Source organism: Streptomyces sp. NPDC093111, assembly GCF_040683955.1.
Classification (GTDB): Bacteria; Actinomycetota; Actinomycetes; order Streptomycetales; family Streptomycetaceae; genus Streptomyces.
Map to the genome: position 1 here is coordinate 461,153 of NZ_JBFBNW010000004.1, position 16,870 is coordinate 478,022.

A 16,870-nucleotide genomic window follows, 5' to 3' on the forward strand; every position below is an offset into this window, starting at 1 on the left:
CAGGGGGGGCGGGCGCGGCGCGATGGGTGAGGTCTTCGCCGGCCGGTACGAGCTGATCGACCCGATCGGGCGGGGCGGGGTGGGTGCGGTCTGGCGGGCCTGGGACCACCGGCGCCGCCGTTACGTGGCGGCCAAGGTGCTCCAGCAGAGCGACGCCCACACCCTCCTGCGCTTCGTGCGCGAGCAGGCGCTCCGGATCGACCACCCGCATGTCCTCGCCCCGGCCAGCTGGGCCGCGGACGACGACAAGGTCCTCTTCACGATGGACCTCGTGGCGGGCGGTTCGCTCGCCCACGTCATCGGGGACTACGGCGCCCTGCCGCCCCGCTTCGTGTGCGTCCTGCTCGACCAGCTGCTGTCCGGGCTCGCCGCGGTGCACGCGGAGGGGGTCGTGCACCGGGACATCAAGCCCGCCAACATCCTGCTGGACGTCACCGGAGCCGGACGGCCGCACCTGCGGCTGTCCGACTTCGGCATCTCCATGCGCAAGGGCGAACCCCGGCTCACCGAGACCGATCACGTCATGGGGACGCCCGGTTACTTCGCACCCGAGCAACTGAGGGGCGCCGAGCCGGACTTCGCCGCCGATCTGTTCGCCGTCGGCCTGGTGGCGCTCTATCTGCTCCAGGGCCGCAAGCCGGACTCCCAGGCCCTCGTGGAGTACTTCCTCACCCATGGCACCCCCGGCGCGCCACAGGGCATCCCCGAGCCCCTGTGGCAGGTCCTGGCCGGACTGCTCCAGCCCGACCCGCACGCCCGCTTCCGGACCGCCACGGGCGCCCGCAAGGCGCTGAACGCGGCCGTGGAGCTGCTGCCCGTCCCCATGGTGGCCGACGAGCCCGTCGAGGTCTTCGACCAGATAGGGCCGCTACCTACCGGCTTCGGGCCGAACGGGCCCGAACCGACGGGACCGGAGGCGCCGACGGGACCGACCGATCCAGCGGGGCCTCCCCTTCAGGAGCCCCCGGCACAGCGGCCGCCCGCGCACCTGCCGGGCATGTCCGAGACGGGCAGCTTCCACCTGCCCCCGCCGCCCCGCACCCCCACCCAGCCGGTCGCCGTACCGCCTTCCCCGGCGCACGCTCCGGCGCACACCCCCGTACAGACGCCCCAGGCGCCCCAACCGCTCCCGGCTCCCACCGTGCCCGCAGGCCCCGCCGCCTTCGCCCAGATACCGACGGCCGCCGTCCCCCAGAGCCGCCCCCGGACCCAGGTCCTCCCCGCGCGCCGCCCCGGGCCGCCCGCGAAGGTCGCCGTCCCGGTGCTGTTCGCCGCGCTGGTCTGCTTCGCCGTGGGGATCTGGGCGCTCATCCAGGCGTAGGCCCGCCGGCTGCCCCCCGGCGGGCCAGCAGCCACCAGGCGCCCAGGCCGAGCAGCAGGACCGTTCCGGCGCCGATGCCGGCCACGCCGACCACCCGCAGGCCCTCGCTGCGCGCTGCCTCGGGCGCGCTCTGTCCGCTGGCCGCCGCGTCCCGGTCGGCGTCGGTGACCGCGAACGGCCCGGCGGCCCCCACGTACCCGGGAGCGGGCTTCGGCTGCCCGGTCACGTTGAGCCGCAGGGTCAGCGGCAGCGGCTTGTTCCCGTAGCCCTCGGCGATCTCCGGGCTGAGCGTGGCCGACAGGGTGTACCAGCCGGCGAAGCGCATGCCGTTCGTGCCGATGTTCGAGGAGAACCGGTTCTCGTAGGCCACCGGCCGCCGCGGATCGAGCTTCAAGGTGGCCGGGTCGCCGCTGTAGCTCAGGGAGCCGCGGTCGACATGACCGCGGGCCGGGTTCTCCAGGGAGAGCACGAGGGCGTTGCCGACGAAGGCGTCCCCGTCCGGGCTGCTGCCCAGTTCGGCGTCGGCGAAGAGCTGTTGGCCCCAGTCGACGGGGACCCGGTAGAAGAGCGTCTGGCCCGGCCTGATGTCCGTACGCCACTCGCCCTGCCGCAGCGAGGCCGCGTCCTGGAAGCCCGCGCCGCCCTCGCGCCGCCGCGGCCCCCCGGCGGGCGGCTGGGGCGTGCCCGAGGCCCAGTTCTCCGGAAGCGCCGTCGGACCGCTCCGGCGCACGCCCGGCTCGGTCAGGAAGCGGATCTGCAGGTCCCAGGCGCCGGGGTCGGAGTCCACCGCCGAGTCCCGTTCGACGAGGACGTAGTACGCGCCCGCGTGCCGGCAGGTCGAGGAGCCGGGGGTGAGCGTGCGGTGGGCGTAGGCGGTGAGGGGGCGGGCGAACTCGGCGGGGCCGAAGGAGGTGTCCTGGTAGCCGCACTGGGTGTGGGAGCCGTCCTGCATGCTCACCTTGATGCCGTCGCCGTACGCGACCTTCCCGGCCCCTCGGGGGACGGCCACCACCGACACGTACGCGTCCCGCTCGGTGTCGAGGTCGACGCGGTAGTAGAGCCTGACGCTCTTCCCGATGGTGTCCCGGTAGCTTCGCTCCGGCTCCAACCGCTCGGCGTCCAGGGTGGATACGGCGCCCTTCACCGACCGGGCCCCGTCGTCGAAGGCGTAGCCGCCGGAGCCGTCGGCCGCCCGCGCCCCGCCGGGCGGCGAGACGGCCAGGCAGGCCGCCGCGGCCAGTACTCCGGCCGTACGGCCCGTACCCCGTCGCCTGTTCACGCGCTCCCCCTCGTCGTGTCCGTGCCGGCCCATCCTGCCGGTCGGCCCGGCCACGACCCAAGGACTTCGCAACAGCAAGCAATTCATTCACTGTCGCGAACAGCACGAGGCCCCGGCCGCTCAGAGCGGCCGGGGCCTCGCACACACAGACTGTTGCGTCTCACACACCCGAACCTGCGGGCACGGAGTCGGTCGCCTCCGTCCACAGGTCCTGCTCGGCGCGATCCGCCTGGATCTGGCGGTACACGAGGAGCCCGCCGATGGCGGCCAGTGCGACCAGGAGCAGCTTCTTCACCGCGCGACCTCGTCTTTCGTTGACGTAGGAGACTTCTGACGCCCACTCTACACACCGACCGATACCGATCAGTGACCTAGGACGGCAACGTGTCCGACAAAGCAATCGGCCCGGACGGGTGAACCGTCCGGGCCGATCTTCTGTGTGGGGCTAACAGGATTTGAACCTGTGGCCTCATCCTTATCAGGGATGCGCTCTAACCAACTGAGCTATAGCCCCGCCGCGCTTTGCGGTGTGTGTCCCGCGCGCTGACTCCTGAAGATTAGCGCACGTGGGGGCCAGCACCAAAATCGGTTCCGGACCGGCCCCCTCGGCGCCTACTCGTCCTCGGCGAGGGTGAGCTCCACACCGCCCACGAAGCCGGCCGACAGGTTGTAGATGAACGCCCCGAGCGTGGCCAGCGCCGTCATCAGGACGACGTCGATCACCGCGATCACCGAGGTGAACATCAGCACCCGCGGCAGCGACAGGAACGACTGCAGGTCGAAGCCGTTGGACTCGTTGGAGCCGGTGGCCTCGCTGATGGTGCCGCCCACGGTCGAGAAGACGCCCATGGCGTCCATGACCATCCACAGCACCGCGGCGGCCACCACCGTGCACACGCCCAGTGCGATGGAGAGCAGGAAGCTCACCTTCATCACCGACCACGGATCGGCCTTCGCCACCCGCAGCCGCGCCTTGCGCGTGCGCGGAGTGGTCCGCGCTCCCGTGCGCGGCTTGCGCACGGCGGCCGTGTTCTGGCCGCCGGCCGTGCCGCCCTGGGCCGCGTAGGCCTGCGGCGGGTGGTACGGCGCGCCCTGCTGCGCCTGACCCCCCGCGCGCTCGCCGGGCAGCGGCCCGTTGTACGTCTCGTACGAGGGACGCTGCCCCCGAGTGTCCGTCACCGTAACCCCCTGGGAGTCCGTGGCGGGGCCACGGGCACCGCTCGATCCTGCGGACCGGCCGTCGGCCGAACCGGCGCCCGTGGCTCCACTCACGCTCTACTCCTCGTGCTCCCCGGTCGCGGGCTCCGTGCCCTCGACCGCCTCGACCGCATCGGTGCCCTCGGCCGCCTCGGCGTCCACATCCACGTCGACGTCGACGTCCTCGTCGCCGGCCTCGGCGTTGCGCGCGATGCCGACGACGGCATCGCGCTTGCCCAGGTTGATCAGCTGGACGCCCATGGTGTCACGGCCGGTCTCCCTGACTTCATTGACTCGCGTACGAATCACACCGCCGGACAGGGTGATGGCGAGGATCTCGTCGGTCTCCTCGACCACCAGCGCGCCCACGAGCGAGCCGCGGTCCTCCACGATCTTGGCGGCCTTGATGCCGAGGCCGCCACGACCCTGGACGCGGTACTCCTCGACCGGGGTGCGCTTGGCGTAGCCACCGTCGGTCGCGGTGAAGACGAACGTACCCGGCCGGACGACATTCATCGAGAGAAGCTGGTCGTCCTCGCGGAAACTCATCCCCTTGACACCCGACGTCGCGCGTCCCATCGGGCGCAGCGCGTCGTCGGTGGCGGTGAAGCGGATCGACTGCGCCTTGCGCGAGACCAGCAGCAGGTCGTCCTCCGAGGAGACCAGCTCGGCGCCGATCAGCTCGTCGTCGCTGCCGTCCTCCCGCTCCCGCAGGTTGATCGCGATGACTCCGCCGGAGCGCGGCGAGTCGTAGTCCTTCAGCGCCGTCTTCTTCACCAGGCCGGCCTTGGTGGCGAGCACCAGGTACGGCGCGGCCTCGTAGTCGCGGATCGCCAGGATCTGCGCGATCTGCTCGTCCGGCTGGAAGGCCAGCAGGTTGGCCACGTGCTGGCCGCGGGCGTCCCGGCCGGCGTCCGGCAGCTCGTACGCCTTGGCCCGGTAGACCCGGCCCTTGTTGGTGAAGAAGAGCAGCCAGTGGTGGGTGGTGGAGACGAAGAAGTGGTCGACGATGTCGTCCTGCTTCAGCTTCGTGCCCCGCACGCCCTTGCCGCCGCGCTTCTGCGAGCGGTAGTCCTCGGTCTTGGTGCGCTTCACGTAGCCGCCACGCGTGATCGTGACGACGATGTCCTCCTCGGCGATGAGGTCCTCGATGGACATGTCACCGTCGAAGGGCACCAGCTTGGAGCGGCGGTCGTCGCCGAAGCGCTCGACGAGCGCGGCGAGCTCCTCGCTGACGATCGCGCGCTGGCGCTCCGGGGAGGCCAGGATCGCGTTGTACTCGTTGATCTTCGCCTGGAGCTCGTCGTGCTCGGCGACGATCTTCTGGCGCTCCAGGGCGGCGAGCCGGCGCAGCTGCATCTCGAGGATGGCGTTGGCCTGGATCTCGTCGATCTGGAGCAGGCCCATCAGGCCGTTGCGCGCGACCTCGACGGTGTCGCTGCGCCGGATGAGCGCGATGACCTCGTCGATCGCGTCGAGGGCCTTGAGGAGGCCGCGCAGGATGTGGGCGCGCTCCTCGGCCTTGCGCAGCCGGAACTTCGTCCGGCGGACGATGACCTCGATCTGGTGCTGCACCCAGTGGCGGATGAACGCGTCGATCGACAGGGTGCGCGGCACCCCGTCCACCAGCGCCAGCATGTTCGCGCCGAAGTTGGTCTGCAGATCGGTGTGCTTGTAGAGGTTGTTCAGCACCACCTTGGCGACGGCGTCGCGCTTGAGCACGATCACCAGGCGCTGGCCGGTCCGGGACGAGGTCTCGTCGCGGACGTCGGCGATGCCGCCGATCTTGCCGTCCTTCACCAGGTCGGCGATCTTCTGCGCGAGGTTGTCCGGGTTGGTCTGGTACGGGAGTTCCGTGACCACCAGGCACTGGCGGTTCTGGATCTCCTCGACCTCGACGACCGCGCGCATCGTGATGGAGCCGCGTCCGGTGCGGTACGCCTCCTCGATGCCCTTGCGGCCGACGACGAGCGCGCCGGTGGGGAAGTCGGGGCCCTTGATCCGCTCGATGAGCGCGTCGAGGAGCTCCTCGTGGCTGGCGTCGGGGTGCTCCAGCGCCCACTGGGCACCGGCCGCGACCTCGCGCAGGTTGTGCGGCGGGATGTTGGTGGCCATGCCGACCGCGATGCCGGCGCTGCCGTTGACCAGCAGGTTCGGGAAGCGGGCCGGCAGGACCGTCGGCTCCTGGTTGCGGCCGTCGTAGTTGTCCTGGAAGTCGACGGTCTCCTCGTCGATGTCCCGGAGCATCTCCATGGCCAGCGGCATCAGCTTGCACTCGGTGTAGCGCATCGCGGCCGCCGGGTCGTTGCCCGGGGAGCCGAAGTTGCCGTTCGAGTCGACCAGCGGCATCCGCATCGACCAGGGCTGGGCGAGGCGGACGAGCGCGTCGTAGATCGAGGAGTCGCCGTGCGGGTGGTACGTACCCATGACGTCGCCGACGACGCGGGCGCACTTGTAGAAGCCCTTCTCGGGCCGGTAGCCGCCGTCGTACATCGCGTACAGCACGCGCCGGTGCACGGGCTTGAGGCCGTCCCGTACGTCGGGCAGGGCGCGGGACACGATGACGGACATCGCGTAGTCGAGGTACGAGCGCTGCATCTCCGTCTCGAGCCCGACGGGCTCGATCCGCACCACGGGTTCGTCTTCGGTGGTCCCGGTCGGGGTGTTTTCGTCGGCCATTGCTGGTCGTCAGTCCTTTCGTACGGTCAGCTGAGACCGACTCAGATGTCGAGGAAGCGAACGTCCTTGGCGTTGCGCTGGATGAACGAGCGCCGCGCCTCGACGTCCTCGCCCATCAGCACCGAGAACAGGTCGTCGGCCTGGGCCGCGTCGTCCAGGGTGACCTGGCCGAGCACGCGGTGCTCGACGTCCATGGTGGTGACGCGCAGCTCCTCGGCGTTCATCTCGCCGAGACCCTTGAAGCGCTGGATCGAGTCTTCCTTGATCCGCTTGCCGTTCTGCTTGCCCAGCTCGACCAGCGCGTCGCGCTCGCGGTCCGAGTACGCGTACTCGAAGTCGTCCCGGCCCCACTTGATCTTGTAGAGCGGCGGGCGGGAGAGGTAGACGTGCCCGGCCTCGACCAGCGGCCGCATGAAGCGGAAGAGGAAGGTCAGCAGCAGGGTGTTGATGTGCTGGCCGTCGACGTCGGCGTCCGCCATCAGGATGATCTTGTGATAGCGGAGCTTCTCGATGTCGAAGTCCTCGTGCACACCGGTGCCGAAGGCGGAGATCAGCGCCTGGACCTCGGTGTTCTGCAGGATCTTGTCGACGCGGGCCTTCTCGACGTTCAGGATCTTGCCGCGGATGGGCAGGATGGCCTGGTACATCGGGTTGCGGCCGGACTTGGCCGAGCCGCCGGCGGAGTCACCCTCGACGATGAAGATCTCGCACTTGGTGGGGTCGTTCGACTGGCAGTCGGACAGCTTGCCCGGCAGCGAGGCGGACTCCAGCAGGCCCTTGCGGCGGGTCAGGTCGCGCGCCTTGCGCGCGGCGACGCGCGCGGTGGCGGCCTGGATGCCCTTGCGGATGATGTCCGCGGCCTCGTTCGGGTTGCGGTCGAACCAGTCCGTGAGGTGCTCGTGGACCACCTTCTGGACGAAGGTCTTCGCCTCGGTGTTGCCCAGCTTGGTCTTGGTCTGGCCCTCGAACTGCGGCTCGCCCAGCTTGACCGAGATGATCGCGGTCAGACCCTCGCGGATGTCGTCACCGGTGAGGTTGTCGTCCTTCTCGCGGAGCAGCTTCTTGTCGCGCGCGTACTTGTTGACGAGCGTCGTCAGCGCCGCGCGGAAGCCTTCCTCGTGCGTGCCGCCCTCGTGGGTGTGGATCGTGTTCGCGAAGGAGTACACGCCCTCGGAGTACGAGGAGTTCCACTGCATCGCGATCTCGACCGAGAGCGTGCGCTCCTTGTCCTCGGCCTCGACGTCGATGACGGTGGGGTGGATCAGCTCGCCCTTGCGCGAGTTGAGGTACTTCACGAAGTCGACGATGCCGCCCTCGTAGTGGTACTTCACCGTGCGGGCGGCGGCCTCGGTGGTCGCCTCGGCGTCCGGGTCGTCGGCGCCGACCGTGGCCTTGGCGGAGTCGCGCTCGTCGGTGAGCGTGATCGTCAGGCCCTTGTTGAGGAAGGCCATCTCCTGGAAGCGGCGCGAGAGCGTCTCGAAGGAGTACTCGGTCGTCTCGAAGATGTCCGGGTCGGACCAGAAGGTCACCGAGGTGCCGTGCTCCTCGGTCGCCTCGTGCTTCGCGAGGGGCGCGGTCGGGGCGCCCATCTTGTAGTCCTGCGTCCAGCGGTGGCCGTCGGTCTTGACCTCGACGGAGACCTTGGTGGAGAGGGCGTTCACGACGGAGACGCCGACACCGTGCAGACCGCCGGAGACCGCGTAGCCGCCGCCGCCGAACTTGCCGCCCGCGTGCAGGACGGTCAGCACGACCTCCAGGGCGGGCTTGCCCTCGGACTCGACGATGCCGACCGGGATACCGCGCCCGTTGTCGACGACGCGCACACCGCCGTCGGGGAGGATCGTCACGTCGATGGTGTCCGCGTGACCGGCCAGGGCTTCGTCGACCGAGTTGTCCACGACCTCCTGCACCATGTGGTGCAGGCCGCGCTCTCCGGTCGAGCCGATGTACATGCCGGGGCGCTTGCGCACCGCGTCCAGACCCTCGAGTACCTGGATGTTGCTGGCGGTGTACTGGTTGTTCTCGTTGGGGTTGCCGGAATCGGCCACGAAGCGCCCTTTCTGGCACAGCACAGGCCGTTCTCCGGGCATACGGGAGCGGCTGCGTCGTTCGACATGTTCCGCAGGGTGGCGGGATTGTCTCCCAGTCTACCGGTACCACTGACACTCATGGGGGTTTGCCGGTACCTGAATGCTCATGTGCCGCCCTCGACGGGCGCGAGACGACTCCCCATATCCGGGGAGGGGCCTCAGAGGCCCCTGACGGCCACCTAGCGCTTCGGGTCGTAGCGCGTTGTGGGCATCGGAGGGGGCCGCGGCGAAGACTTCCGGGCTTCGGCTGTCATGGGCATGCGGTTCGGCGGCGCGACGGGGGTCCCTCGGACGAAGTCGGGGGGAGGGGGAGGAGGGCGGACGGCACCATCGCGCACGGCGCTGCTCTGTCCGGACGCGCCATCCCACGGGAGGGGACGCGCACTCCCGCGACGGCCCGCGAGGCCCGCGGCGCCCTGCCCGCCCTACCCGTACGTGTCGCCGGGCCCCGTGGATCCGGGCGCCCGCAGCGGCCCGTACCCCCGGCGCGGTGCCCCGGGCCCCAGCACCTTGATCATCCGTACGGTCCCGTGCCCCAGGTCCTCGTTGAGCCGCGCCACGAGCCGCGGCGCGAGGAGGCGCAGCTGCGTCGCCCAGGCCGTGGAGTCGCACTGCACGGTGAGCACCCGCACCTCGGGGTCCTCGTCGTACTTCAGCGGCACGCAGTGCTTGGCCAGGTCCTCGCCGACGATCTGCGGCCAGCGGCCCATGACCCCGCCGACCGCCGCCGGCGTCTCCCAGCCGCGCTCGGTGATCAGCCGGTTGATCGCGGCGCCGAGCGCCATGGGGTCGCGCCCGTCCGCGCGGGCGCCGGAGCGCAGCCCGCCGCCGCGCCGCGCCTGCTTCTTCTGCTGGGCCGCCGCGCCCCGTGCCTTCGCCTGCTCCTTGGCGGCGCGCAGCGCGACCCGTGCGAGGTCGACGCCCGACGGCTCGGGTGCCGCCGACTTGTCCACAGGCTGGGGAGAGGATTCGCCGCTCGTGCCACTCGTACCGTTCATGCCGGTCACACCCGTTCCACGGTCCCGCCGGAGACCGCGTACCGCGTCCCCGCCAGCACGCCCGGCACGTCGTCGTCGACGGCGGCCGTCACCAGGACCTGCTCGCCGGGGGCCACCAGCTCCGCCAGGCGTTCGCGCCGGCGGGCGTCCAGCTCGGCGAAGACGTCGTCGAGGACGAGGACGGGCTCGTTGCCCTCCGCGCGCAGCAGGTCGTACGAGGCGAGCCGCAGCGCCAGGGCGTACGACCAGGACTCGCCGTGGCTCGCGTACCCCTTGGCCGGCAGGTCGCCGAGCCGGAGGAGGAGTTCGTCGCGGTGCGGTCCGACCAGGGTGACGCCCCGCTCGATCTCCTGCTTGCGCACCTCGGCGAGCGCGGCGATCAGCTGCTCGTACAGCTCCTCGCGGGTGTGCCCGGCGCCCGGCGCCGAGGGCCGGTACTCCAGCTGTACGGGTCCGCCGCCGGGTGCCAGCTGCTCGTACGCCTTGTCGGCGAGCGGCTGCAGCATCCCGATGAGGTCGAGCCGCTGGGCGAGGAGTTCGGCGCCCGCGCGGGCGAGGTGCTGGTCCCAGACGTCGAGCGTGGACAGGTCCATGGAGCGTCCGCCGTGCCGGCGGGCCATCGCGGTGGACTTCAGGAGCGTGTTGCGCTGCTTGAGCACCCGCTCGTAGTCCGAGCGCACGCCCGCCATGCGCGGCGCGCGCGCCGTGATCAGCTCGTCGAGGAAGCGCCGGCGCTCGCCGGGGTCGCCCTTGATCAGCGCCAGGTCCTCCGGCGCGAACAGCACCGTCCGGACGATCCCCAGGACGTCACGGGGCCTGACCTGCGAGGACCTGTTGATACGGGCGCGGTTCGCGCGGCCCGGGTTGAGTTCGAGCTCGACCAGCTGGGAGCGCTCGCCCTGGGTGACGGCGGCCCGGACGACCGCCCGCTCCGCGCCCATCCGCACGAGCGGGGCGTCGGAGGCGACGCGGTGGCTGCCGAGGGTGGCGAGATAACCGACCGCCTCGACGAGGTTGGTCTTGCCCTGCCCGTTCGCCCCCACGAACGCGGTGACGCCCGGGTCGAGCGGAACCTCGACCCGGGCGTACGAGCGGAAGTCGGCCAGCGACAGATGCGTGACGTGCATGGTGGGCGCCGACCTTCTTCCCCGGCGGCTGTGCACCGCGGGGTACACAGCCTGTGGATTACTTCTTCGTCTCGACCGCGTGGCCACCGAACTGGTTGCGCAGCGCGGCGATCATCTTCATCTGCGGGGAGTCGTCCTGACGCGAGGCGAACCGCGCGAACAGCGACGCGGTGATCGCCGGCAGCGGTACGGCGTTGTCGATGGCGGCCTCGACGGTCCACCGGCCCTCGCCGGAGTCCGACGCGTAGCCGCGCAGCTTGTCCAGGTGCTCGTCCTCGTCGAGGGCGTTGACCGCGAGGTCCAGCAGCCAGGAACGGATGACCGTGCCCTCCTGCCAGGAGCGGAAGACCTCGCGCACGTCGGTGACGGAGTCGACCTTCTCCAGGAGCTCCCAGCCCTCGGCGTAGGCCTGCATCATCGCGTACTCGATGCCGTTGTGGACCATCTTCGCGAAGTGGCCGGCGCCGACCTTGCCGGCGTGGACCGAGCCGAACTCGCCCTCGGGCTTGAGCGCGTCGAAGACCGGCTGGACGCGGGCCACGTGCTCGGCGTCGCCGCCGTACATCAGCGCGTAGCCGTTCTCCAGGCCCCAGACGCCGCCGGAGACACCGCAGTCGACGAAGCCGATGCCCTTGGCCGCCAGCTCCTCGGCGTGCTTCTCGTCGTCGGTCCAGCGGGAGTTGCCGCCGTCCACGACGATGTCGCCCGGGGAGAGCAGGTCGGCGAGCTCGTCGATGGTGGACTGGGTCGCGGCACCGGCCGGGACCATCACCCACACGACACGCGGACCCTTGAGCTTGCCCACGAGCTCTTCGAGGCTGTGGACATCGGCGAGGTCCGGGTTGCGGTCGTATCCGATGACGGTGTGGCCTGCGCGGCGGATGCGCTCGCGCATGTTGCCGCCCATCTTGCCGAGACCGACGAGACCGAGCTCCATCAGATGATTCCTTAAGCGTCGTGTGCGGTTCGTACCCGCGTCCGAGCCTACGCCCGGACGCGGGTGCACACCTGTGGGGTCAGCCGCTCAGGCGTACCGGCATGATCAGGTACTTGTACGCCTCGTCGGCCTCCGCGTCGAGCGCCGGCTTGCCGCTCAGGAGGGCCGGCTTCGTGGAGGTCGTGAAGGACAGCTGGGCGACCGGGGAGTCGATCGCGCTCAGGCCGTCCAGCAGGAAGGTCGGGTTGAAGGCGATCGAGATGTCGTCGCCGTCCAGCTGCGCGTCGACGCGCTCCACAGCCTGTGCGTCGTCGCTGGAGCCGGCCTCCAGGATGAGCACGCCCTGCTCGAAGCTGAGCCGGACCGGGGTGTTGCGCTCGGCCACCAGGGCCACGCGCTTGACGGCCTCGACGAAGGGCGCGGTCTCGATCACGGCGATCGAGTTGAACTCGGTGGGGAAGAGCGTCCGGTACTTCGGCAGGTCGCCCTCGAGCAGTCGGGTGGTGGTGCGGCGGCCCGCGCCCTCGAAGCCGATGAGGCCCTCGCCCTTGCCGGAGCCGGAGAGCGCCAGGGTGACCGTGTCGCCGCTCGTGAGGGCCTTCGCGGTGTCCAGCAGGGTCTTGGCGGGCACCAGGGCGACCGCGGAGGCGTCCGGGGACTCCGGCTTCCACAGGAACTCGCGGACGGCGAAGCGGTAGCGGTCGGTGGAGGCCAGGGTGACGGTGTCGCCCTCGATCTCGATGCGCACACCGGTGAGCACGGGCAGCGTGTCGTCACGGCCGGCGGCGATGGCCACCTGGGCGGCGGCGGAGGCGAAGACCTCACCGGGGACGGTGCCGGTCGCGGTGGGCATCTCCGGCAGCGCCGGGTACTCCTCCACGGGAAGGGTGTGGAGGGTGAAGCGGGAGGAGCCGCAGACCACGGTCGCCCGTACACCGTCTGTGGAGATCTCCACCGGACGGTTGGGGAGGGCGCGGCAGATGTCGGCGAGCAGACGGCCGGAGACCAGGACGGTGCCGTCCTCCTCGACCTCGGCCTCGACGGAGACCCGGGCCGAGACCTCGTAGTCGAAGCTGGAGAAGCTCAGCGCGCCGTCCTCGGCCTTCAGCAGAAGGCCCGCGAGCACCGGAGCCGGCGGACGGGCCGGGAGGCTGCGGGCCACCCAGGCCACCGCCTCGGCAAGTACGTCGCGCTCCACCCGGATCTTCACCGGAACCGCCTCCTGCTTGTTGCTGGCTCTTCGTCGACTGCGGGAACCAGTCTGACGTACGCCACCGACACTCGGTGCGGCTCGGGGTCAAGTCGCGACAAGGGCGCGTCGAGGCTCCCGGCTCGAGTTGTGCACAGCCCCCGCTTCGAAGCGGATTCCTAGCTAACTCTCTGTGGGAGTAGTAGTAGGGGCTGTGGAAACCGTGGATAACGCTGTTTTCGCAGGTCAGCACCTGTTTTTTGTCCACCGACCCTGTGGGTGGAGCCCGTGGAAAACCGGGCCGTTCTGTGGACACGCGAAAGTTCTGCACACCCGATTCACAGGGCAGGGGTAGTTCTCCCCAGTGCTGTCCCCAGCTTTCCCCAGGTTCCCCACAGCCCAAACGTCTCCCTTGGTGTGACCGCTTTCACTCGGTGCGGTGAGAGGGGGTGTTTCGTTGCCGAACAGTGGACAGCGGTGTGGAGAAGCTGTGGGCAACCGCCCGGACCCTGTGGGCGGCCGGTGGACAACCGAGCCGGGCCCCTGTGGACAGTTTTTTTATCCACAGGCTGTGGAGATCGTTTGCTCACAATTCCACAGGCCCTTGACCAGGGGTGATGGCTGGTCAGTCCGTCACCCTGTGGATGCAATCCGGATAACTTCGCAGTCCCCACCCTGTGGACGGAAGATCATCCCTCAATCTGTGGAGAACTCGCCACCGGAACGGAGTAATCGAACAGCGAGCGCTCGTACACAGGTGTGCACGTGACCCGATCACCGTCGCGGAGGGCCTTCCGAGGGCCCTCGGAAGGGACACAGACGGCCTTCGGAGGCCCCTCGGAAGGCCCTCCGCGCCCCTGCCGGCCCGTCTCAGGAACGCTCCTGGAGCACTCCCCGGCAGCTCCCCGGCAGCTCCCCAGCCGCTCCCGGGAACGCCGAAGGGCGCCCGGGGAGGTGCTCCCTGGGCGCCCTTCGGAGGGGTTCGCGGCGGCTTCTCAGCCGTTCTTGATGCGGTTGGTCAGCTCGGTGACCTGGTTGTAGATCGAGCGCCGCTCGGCCATCAGCGCGCGGATCTTGCGGTCGGCGTGCATGACCGTGGTGTGGTCACGGCCGCCGAACTGCGCGCCGATCTTCGGCAGCGACAGGTCCGTGAGCTCCCGGCACAGGTACATGGCGATCTGCCGGGCCGTGACCAGCACCCGGCTGCGCGAGGAGCCGCACAGGTCCTCCACCGTCAGACCGAAGTAGTCCGCCGTCGCCGCCATGATCGCGCCCGCGGTGATCTCCGGCGCCGAGTCCTCGCCGCCGGGGATCAGGTCCTTGAGGACGATCTCGGTCAGCCCGAGGTCCACCGGCTGCCGGTTGAGGCTCGCGAAGGCCGTCACCCGGATCAGCGCGCCCTCCAGCTCACGGATGTTCCGCGAGATCCGGGAGGCGATGAACTCCAGCACCTCCGGCGGGGCGTTCAGCTGCTCCTGGACCGCCTTCTTGCGCAGGATCGCGATCCGGGTCTCCAGCTCCGGCGGCTGCACATCGGTGGTCAGACCCCACTCGAAGCGGTTGCGGAGCCGGTCCTCCAGAGTGACCAGCTGCTTGGGCGGCCGGTCCGAGGAGAGCACGATCTGCTTGTTGGCGTTGTGGAGCGTGTTAAACGTGTGGAAGAACTCCTCCTGCGTCGACTCCTTGCTCGCGAGGAACTGGATGTCGTCGACCAGCAGGATGTCCACGTCGCGGTAGCGCCTGCGGAACGCGTCGCCCTTGCCGTCGCGGATCGAGTTGATGAACTCGTTGGTGAACTCCTCCGAGCTCACGTACCGCACCCGCGTGCCCGGGTAGAGGCTGCGGGCGTAGTGCCCGATCGCGTGCAGCAGATGGGTCTTGCCGAGCCCCGACTCGCCGTAGATGAAGAGGGGGTTGTACGCCTTCGCCGGCGCCTCGGCCACCGCGACCGCGGCCGCGTGCGCGAAGCGGTTCGAGGAACCGATGACGAAGGTGTCGAAGAGGTACTTCGGGTTCAGCCGCGCGTGCTGCTCGCCGGGCGCGCCCGGACCGCCGCCCTGCCCGGACGAGGAGCCGCCCATGCCGGGACCGCCGCCGGTCGGACCGGTGCCCATCGGCCCGGGGACGGGACCGCCGGGACGCTGACCGCCGCCCGGTCGCGGGGGATCGGGCAGCTCGCCGCGGTCCTGCCGCTGCGGCTGCTCGTACGCCGGGGGCCGCTCGTCGTACCGCGGCTGCGGCTGCTGGGGGCGGGCCGTCGCGTAGGGGTCGCGCTCCTGGAAGCCGCCGAGCCGCTGCTGCTGCCAGGAGTGGTCCTCCTGGGCGCGCGGCCAGGACCCGGGCTCGGGGCGCTGCTGCTGGTACTCGGGGTAGGCGGGCCGGGCGGTCGGCAGACCGTCGTCCGGCAGCGGGCGCCCGTACTCGTCGTACTTCTCATACTTGTCGTACTTCCCGTACGGCTCCGCCGGCGGGCGCTCGTCGTAGCGCTGCGGCGGCTGGGGCTGCGGCGCGTGCCGTACGGGCGGCGCGGGCGGGGTCGGCTCGCCGACCGAGTCGTCGACGGTGATCGCGATCCGGATCGGGCGCCCGCAGGCGTGGCTCAGGGCCTCGCTGATGAGCGGGGCGAGCCGGCCTTCGAGGACCTGCTTGCCGTACTCGTTGGGGACCGCGAGCAGGGCGGTGTCGGCCACCAGGGCGAGCGGCTGGCACCGCTCGATCCACTGCTTGTCCTTGGACTCGATGCCCTGCTGGCCTTCGCCGAGAAGCTGTTCCAGCACGCGCGGCCACACTGCGGCAAGATCGGCAGGTACGTCAGCCACGGTGCACGCTTCCTCGAAGGTCCCACGAATGTGTGGTTCTCGGGACGGTAGGTCGAAGTCCTGAAGGACAGGTAAGGACAGAACGGAAAAGACTGCGGAGTCCAGCCACGGTAGTCGGGGCGGCTGAGGTGGTTCAAGTTGTTGTCCACAGCCTGTGCACAATGGACCCCGGTGACCGGCCGGTTTGACCGGATGGCGTAGCCGCGCGTACCGTAACCAGGTCGAGTTGTCGATGGCTGCTGCCGCCTGCCTCCGATGGGCGAAGATCACTTTACGTGGTCGCGAAGCGGTGCACTCGGGCGTATTACGAGCTTCTCGTGGGCGCACGGTGACAGCCAGGCGATGTCCCGCCACCAACGAATCATTTCTGGAGCCCCCGAGTGAGCAAGCGCACCTTCCAGCCGAACAACCGTCGTCGCGCGAAGACCCACGGCTTCCGCCTGCGCATGCGCACCCGTGCCGGCCGCGCCATCCTGGCGAACCGCCGTGCCAAGGGTCGCGCTGAGCTGTCCGCCTGATCTGTCTAAACAGGTCATGACGTGCTGCCTACCGAGAATCGGCTGAGGCGGCGCGAGGACTTCGCGACCGCGGTACGCCGAGGGCGCCGGGCTGGACGCCCGTGCCTCGTCGTCCATCTACACAGCGGTGCAACGGACCCGCACGCGCCTGGGGAGAGCGCTCCCCCGACGCGTGCGGGTTTCGTCGTGAGCAAAGCCGTTGGTGGAGCGGTCGTCCGCAATCAGGTGAAGCGTCGATTGCGCCATCTCGTGCGCGATCGGCTCACCGAGCTGCCCCCCGGTAGCCTGGTGGTGGTACGGGCGTTGCCCGGAGCCGGCGACGCCGATCATGCACAGCTGGCCCGAGACCTGGACGCCGCCCTTCAGCGGCTGCTGGGAGGGGGCACGCGATGAAGTACCCGCTGCTGGCCCTCATCAAGCTGTACCAGTGGACGATCAGCCCGCTCCTGGGCCCCGTCTGCCGGTACTACCCGTCGTGTTCCCGCTACGGATTCACGGCCATCGACCGGCATGGCGCGATCAAGGGCACAGCCCTGACCGCTTGGCGCATCCTGCGGTGCAACCCGTGGTCGCCCGGCGGCGTGGACCATGTTCCCCTGCGCAAGCGACCGCGCTGGCACGAGATGCTGCGCGCCGCCCTGCGGGGAGACAAGGGCGGGTTCTCCGCCGAGACGAGCCCGGCCGGAGAGACCTCGCCCAATGCTCAAGGAGCCTGA

Annotated in this window: 14 protein-coding genes and 1 tRNA gene; 4 read left to right on the forward strand and 11 right to left on the reverse strand. The window is 70.1% G+C overall.

Annotated elements, in window-relative coordinates:
- Window positions 1–22: 22 nt before the first annotated feature.
- Window positions 23–1,321: a protein kinase gene (locus AB0Q96_RS09195; protein ID WP_365323226.1), complete on the forward strand. Its 1,299-nt coding sequence runs from the start codon at window positions 23–25 to the stop codon at window positions 1,319–1,321.
- Here AB0Q96_RS09195 and AB0Q96_RS09200 read toward each other — a convergent pair.
- From AB0Q96_RS09200 to dnaA, 11 genes are all read right to left on the reverse strand, one after another.
- Window positions 1,308–2,600, reverse strand: a complete 1,293-nt coding sequence (locus AB0Q96_RS09200) for a hypothetical protein (protein WP_365323227.1) — start codon at window positions 2,598–2,600, stop codon at window positions 1,308–1,310. The two genes, AB0Q96_RS09195 and AB0Q96_RS09200, sit on opposite strands and share 14 nt — an antisense overlap.
- A gap of 160 nt (window positions 2,601–2,760) precedes the next feature.
- Complete coding sequence (locus AB0Q96_RS09205) at window positions 2,761–2,895, reverse strand: DLW-39 family protein (protein WP_003958712.1); 135 nt, start codon at window positions 2,893–2,895, stop codon at window positions 2,761–2,763.
- Window positions 2,896–3,040: 145 nt separating this feature from the next.
- Window positions 3,041–3,114: transfer RNA gene (locus AB0Q96_RS09210), tRNA-Ile, on the reverse strand.
- A gap of 98 nt (window positions 3,115–3,212) precedes the next feature.
- Window positions 3,213–3,779, reverse strand: coding sequence for a DUF3566 domain-containing protein (locus AB0Q96_RS09215; protein ID WP_365323229.1), 567 nt, complete (start codon window positions 3,777–3,779; stop codon window positions 3,213–3,215).
- 96 nt (window positions 3,780–3,875) lie between these two features.
- Complete coding sequence (gene gyrA / locus AB0Q96_RS09220) at window positions 3,876–6,476, reverse strand: DNA gyrase subunit A (protein ID WP_365323231.1); 2,601 nt, start codon at window positions 6,474–6,476, stop codon at window positions 3,876–3,878.
- Window positions 6,477–6,517: 41 nt separating this feature from the next.
- Window positions 6,518–8,548, reverse strand: coding sequence for a DNA topoisomerase (ATP-hydrolyzing) subunit B (gene gyrB / locus AB0Q96_RS09225; RefSeq protein ID WP_365323233.1), 2,031 nt, complete (start codon window positions 8,546–8,548; stop codon window positions 6,518–6,520).
- Between the two features lie 443 nt (window positions 8,549–8,991).
- Window positions 8,992–9,564, reverse strand: a complete 573-nt coding sequence (locus tag AB0Q96_RS09230; RefSeq protein WP_365323235.1) for a DciA family protein — start codon at window positions 9,562–9,564, stop codon at window positions 8,992–8,994.
- Between the two features lie 5 nt (window positions 9,565–9,569).
- The gene (recF, locus tag AB0Q96_RS09235) at window positions 9,570–10,691 is read right to left on the reverse strand and encodes a DNA replication/repair protein RecF (protein ID WP_365323237.1); all 1,122 of its coding nucleotides are present in this window, start codon (window positions 10,689–10,691) and stop codon (window positions 9,570–9,572) included.
- Window positions 10,692–10,749: 58 nt separating this feature from the next.
- Complete coding sequence (gene gnd, locus AB0Q96_RS09240) at window positions 10,750–11,628, reverse strand: phosphogluconate dehydrogenase (NAD(+)-dependent, decarboxylating) (RefSeq protein ID WP_361168383.1); 879 nt, start codon at window positions 11,626–11,628, stop codon at window positions 10,750–10,752.
- A 79-nt stretch (window positions 11,629–11,707) separates the two neighbouring features.
- Window positions 11,708–12,838, reverse strand: coding sequence for a DNA polymerase III subunit beta (gene dnaN, locus AB0Q96_RS09245; protein WP_189804961.1), 1,131 nt, complete (start codon window positions 12,836–12,838; stop codon window positions 11,708–11,710).
- 974 nt (window positions 12,839–13,812) lie between these two features.
- Window positions 13,813–15,636, reverse strand: coding sequence for a chromosomal replication initiator protein DnaA (dnaA, locus tag AB0Q96_RS09250; protein ID WP_365323239.1), 1,824 nt, complete (start codon window positions 15,634–15,636; stop codon window positions 13,813–13,815).
- Between the two features lie 380 nt (window positions 15,637–16,016).
- On the opposite strand from dnaA, the gene rpmH reads away from it, so the two are divergent.
- The 3 genes from rpmH to yidD are packed head-to-tail and all read left to right on the forward strand — an operon-like array spanning window position 16,017 to window position 16,870.
- Window positions 16,017–16,154 carry a 50S ribosomal protein L34 gene (gene rpmH / locus AB0Q96_RS09255; protein WP_046908686.1) on the forward strand — a complete coding sequence of 46 codons (138 nt, stop codon included), beginning with the start codon at window positions 16,017–16,019 and terminating at the stop codon, window positions 16,152–16,154.
- Window positions 16,155–16,175: 21 nt separating this feature from the next.
- Window positions 16,176–16,547: a ribonuclease P protein component gene (gene rnpA / locus AB0Q96_RS09260; protein ID WP_365323241.1), complete on the forward strand. Its 372-nt coding sequence runs from the start codon at window positions 16,176–16,178 to the stop codon at window positions 16,545–16,547.
- The gene (gene yidD, locus AB0Q96_RS09265; RefSeq protein ID WP_365323243.1) at window positions 16,544–16,870 is read left to right on the forward strand and encodes a membrane protein insertion efficiency factor YidD; all 327 of its coding nucleotides are present in this window, start codon (window positions 16,544–16,546) and stop codon (window positions 16,868–16,870) included. Before rnpA ends, yidD begins: the two co-directional genes overlap by 4 nt.

What these genes read in the sequence shown, in the direction of transcription:
- AB0Q96_RS09195 (WP_365323226.1), top strand. Translation starts at nt 23, where the DNA reads ATGGGTGAGGTCTTCGCCGGCCGGTACGAGCTGATCGACCCGATCGGG.
- gyrA (WP_365323231.1), bottom strand. Translation starts at nt 6,476, where the DNA reads ATGGCCGACGAAAACACCCCGACCGGGACCACCGAAGACGAACCCGTG.
- AB0Q96_RS09230 (WP_365323235.1), bottom strand. Translation starts at nt 9,564, where the DNA reads ATGAACGGTACGAGTGGCACGAGCGGCGAATCCTCTCCCCAGCCTGTG.
- recF (WP_365323237.1), bottom strand. Translation starts at nt 10,691, where the DNA reads ATGCACGTCACGCATCTGTCGCTGGCCGACTTCCGCTCGTACGCCCGG.
- gnd (WP_361168383.1), bottom strand. Translation starts at nt 11,628, where the DNA reads ATGGAGCTCGGTCTCGTCGGTCTCGGCAAGATGGGCGGCAACATGCGC.
- yidD (WP_365323243.1), top strand. Translation starts at nt 16,544, where the DNA reads ATGAAGTACCCGCTGCTGGCCCTCATCAAGCTGTACCAGTGGACGATC.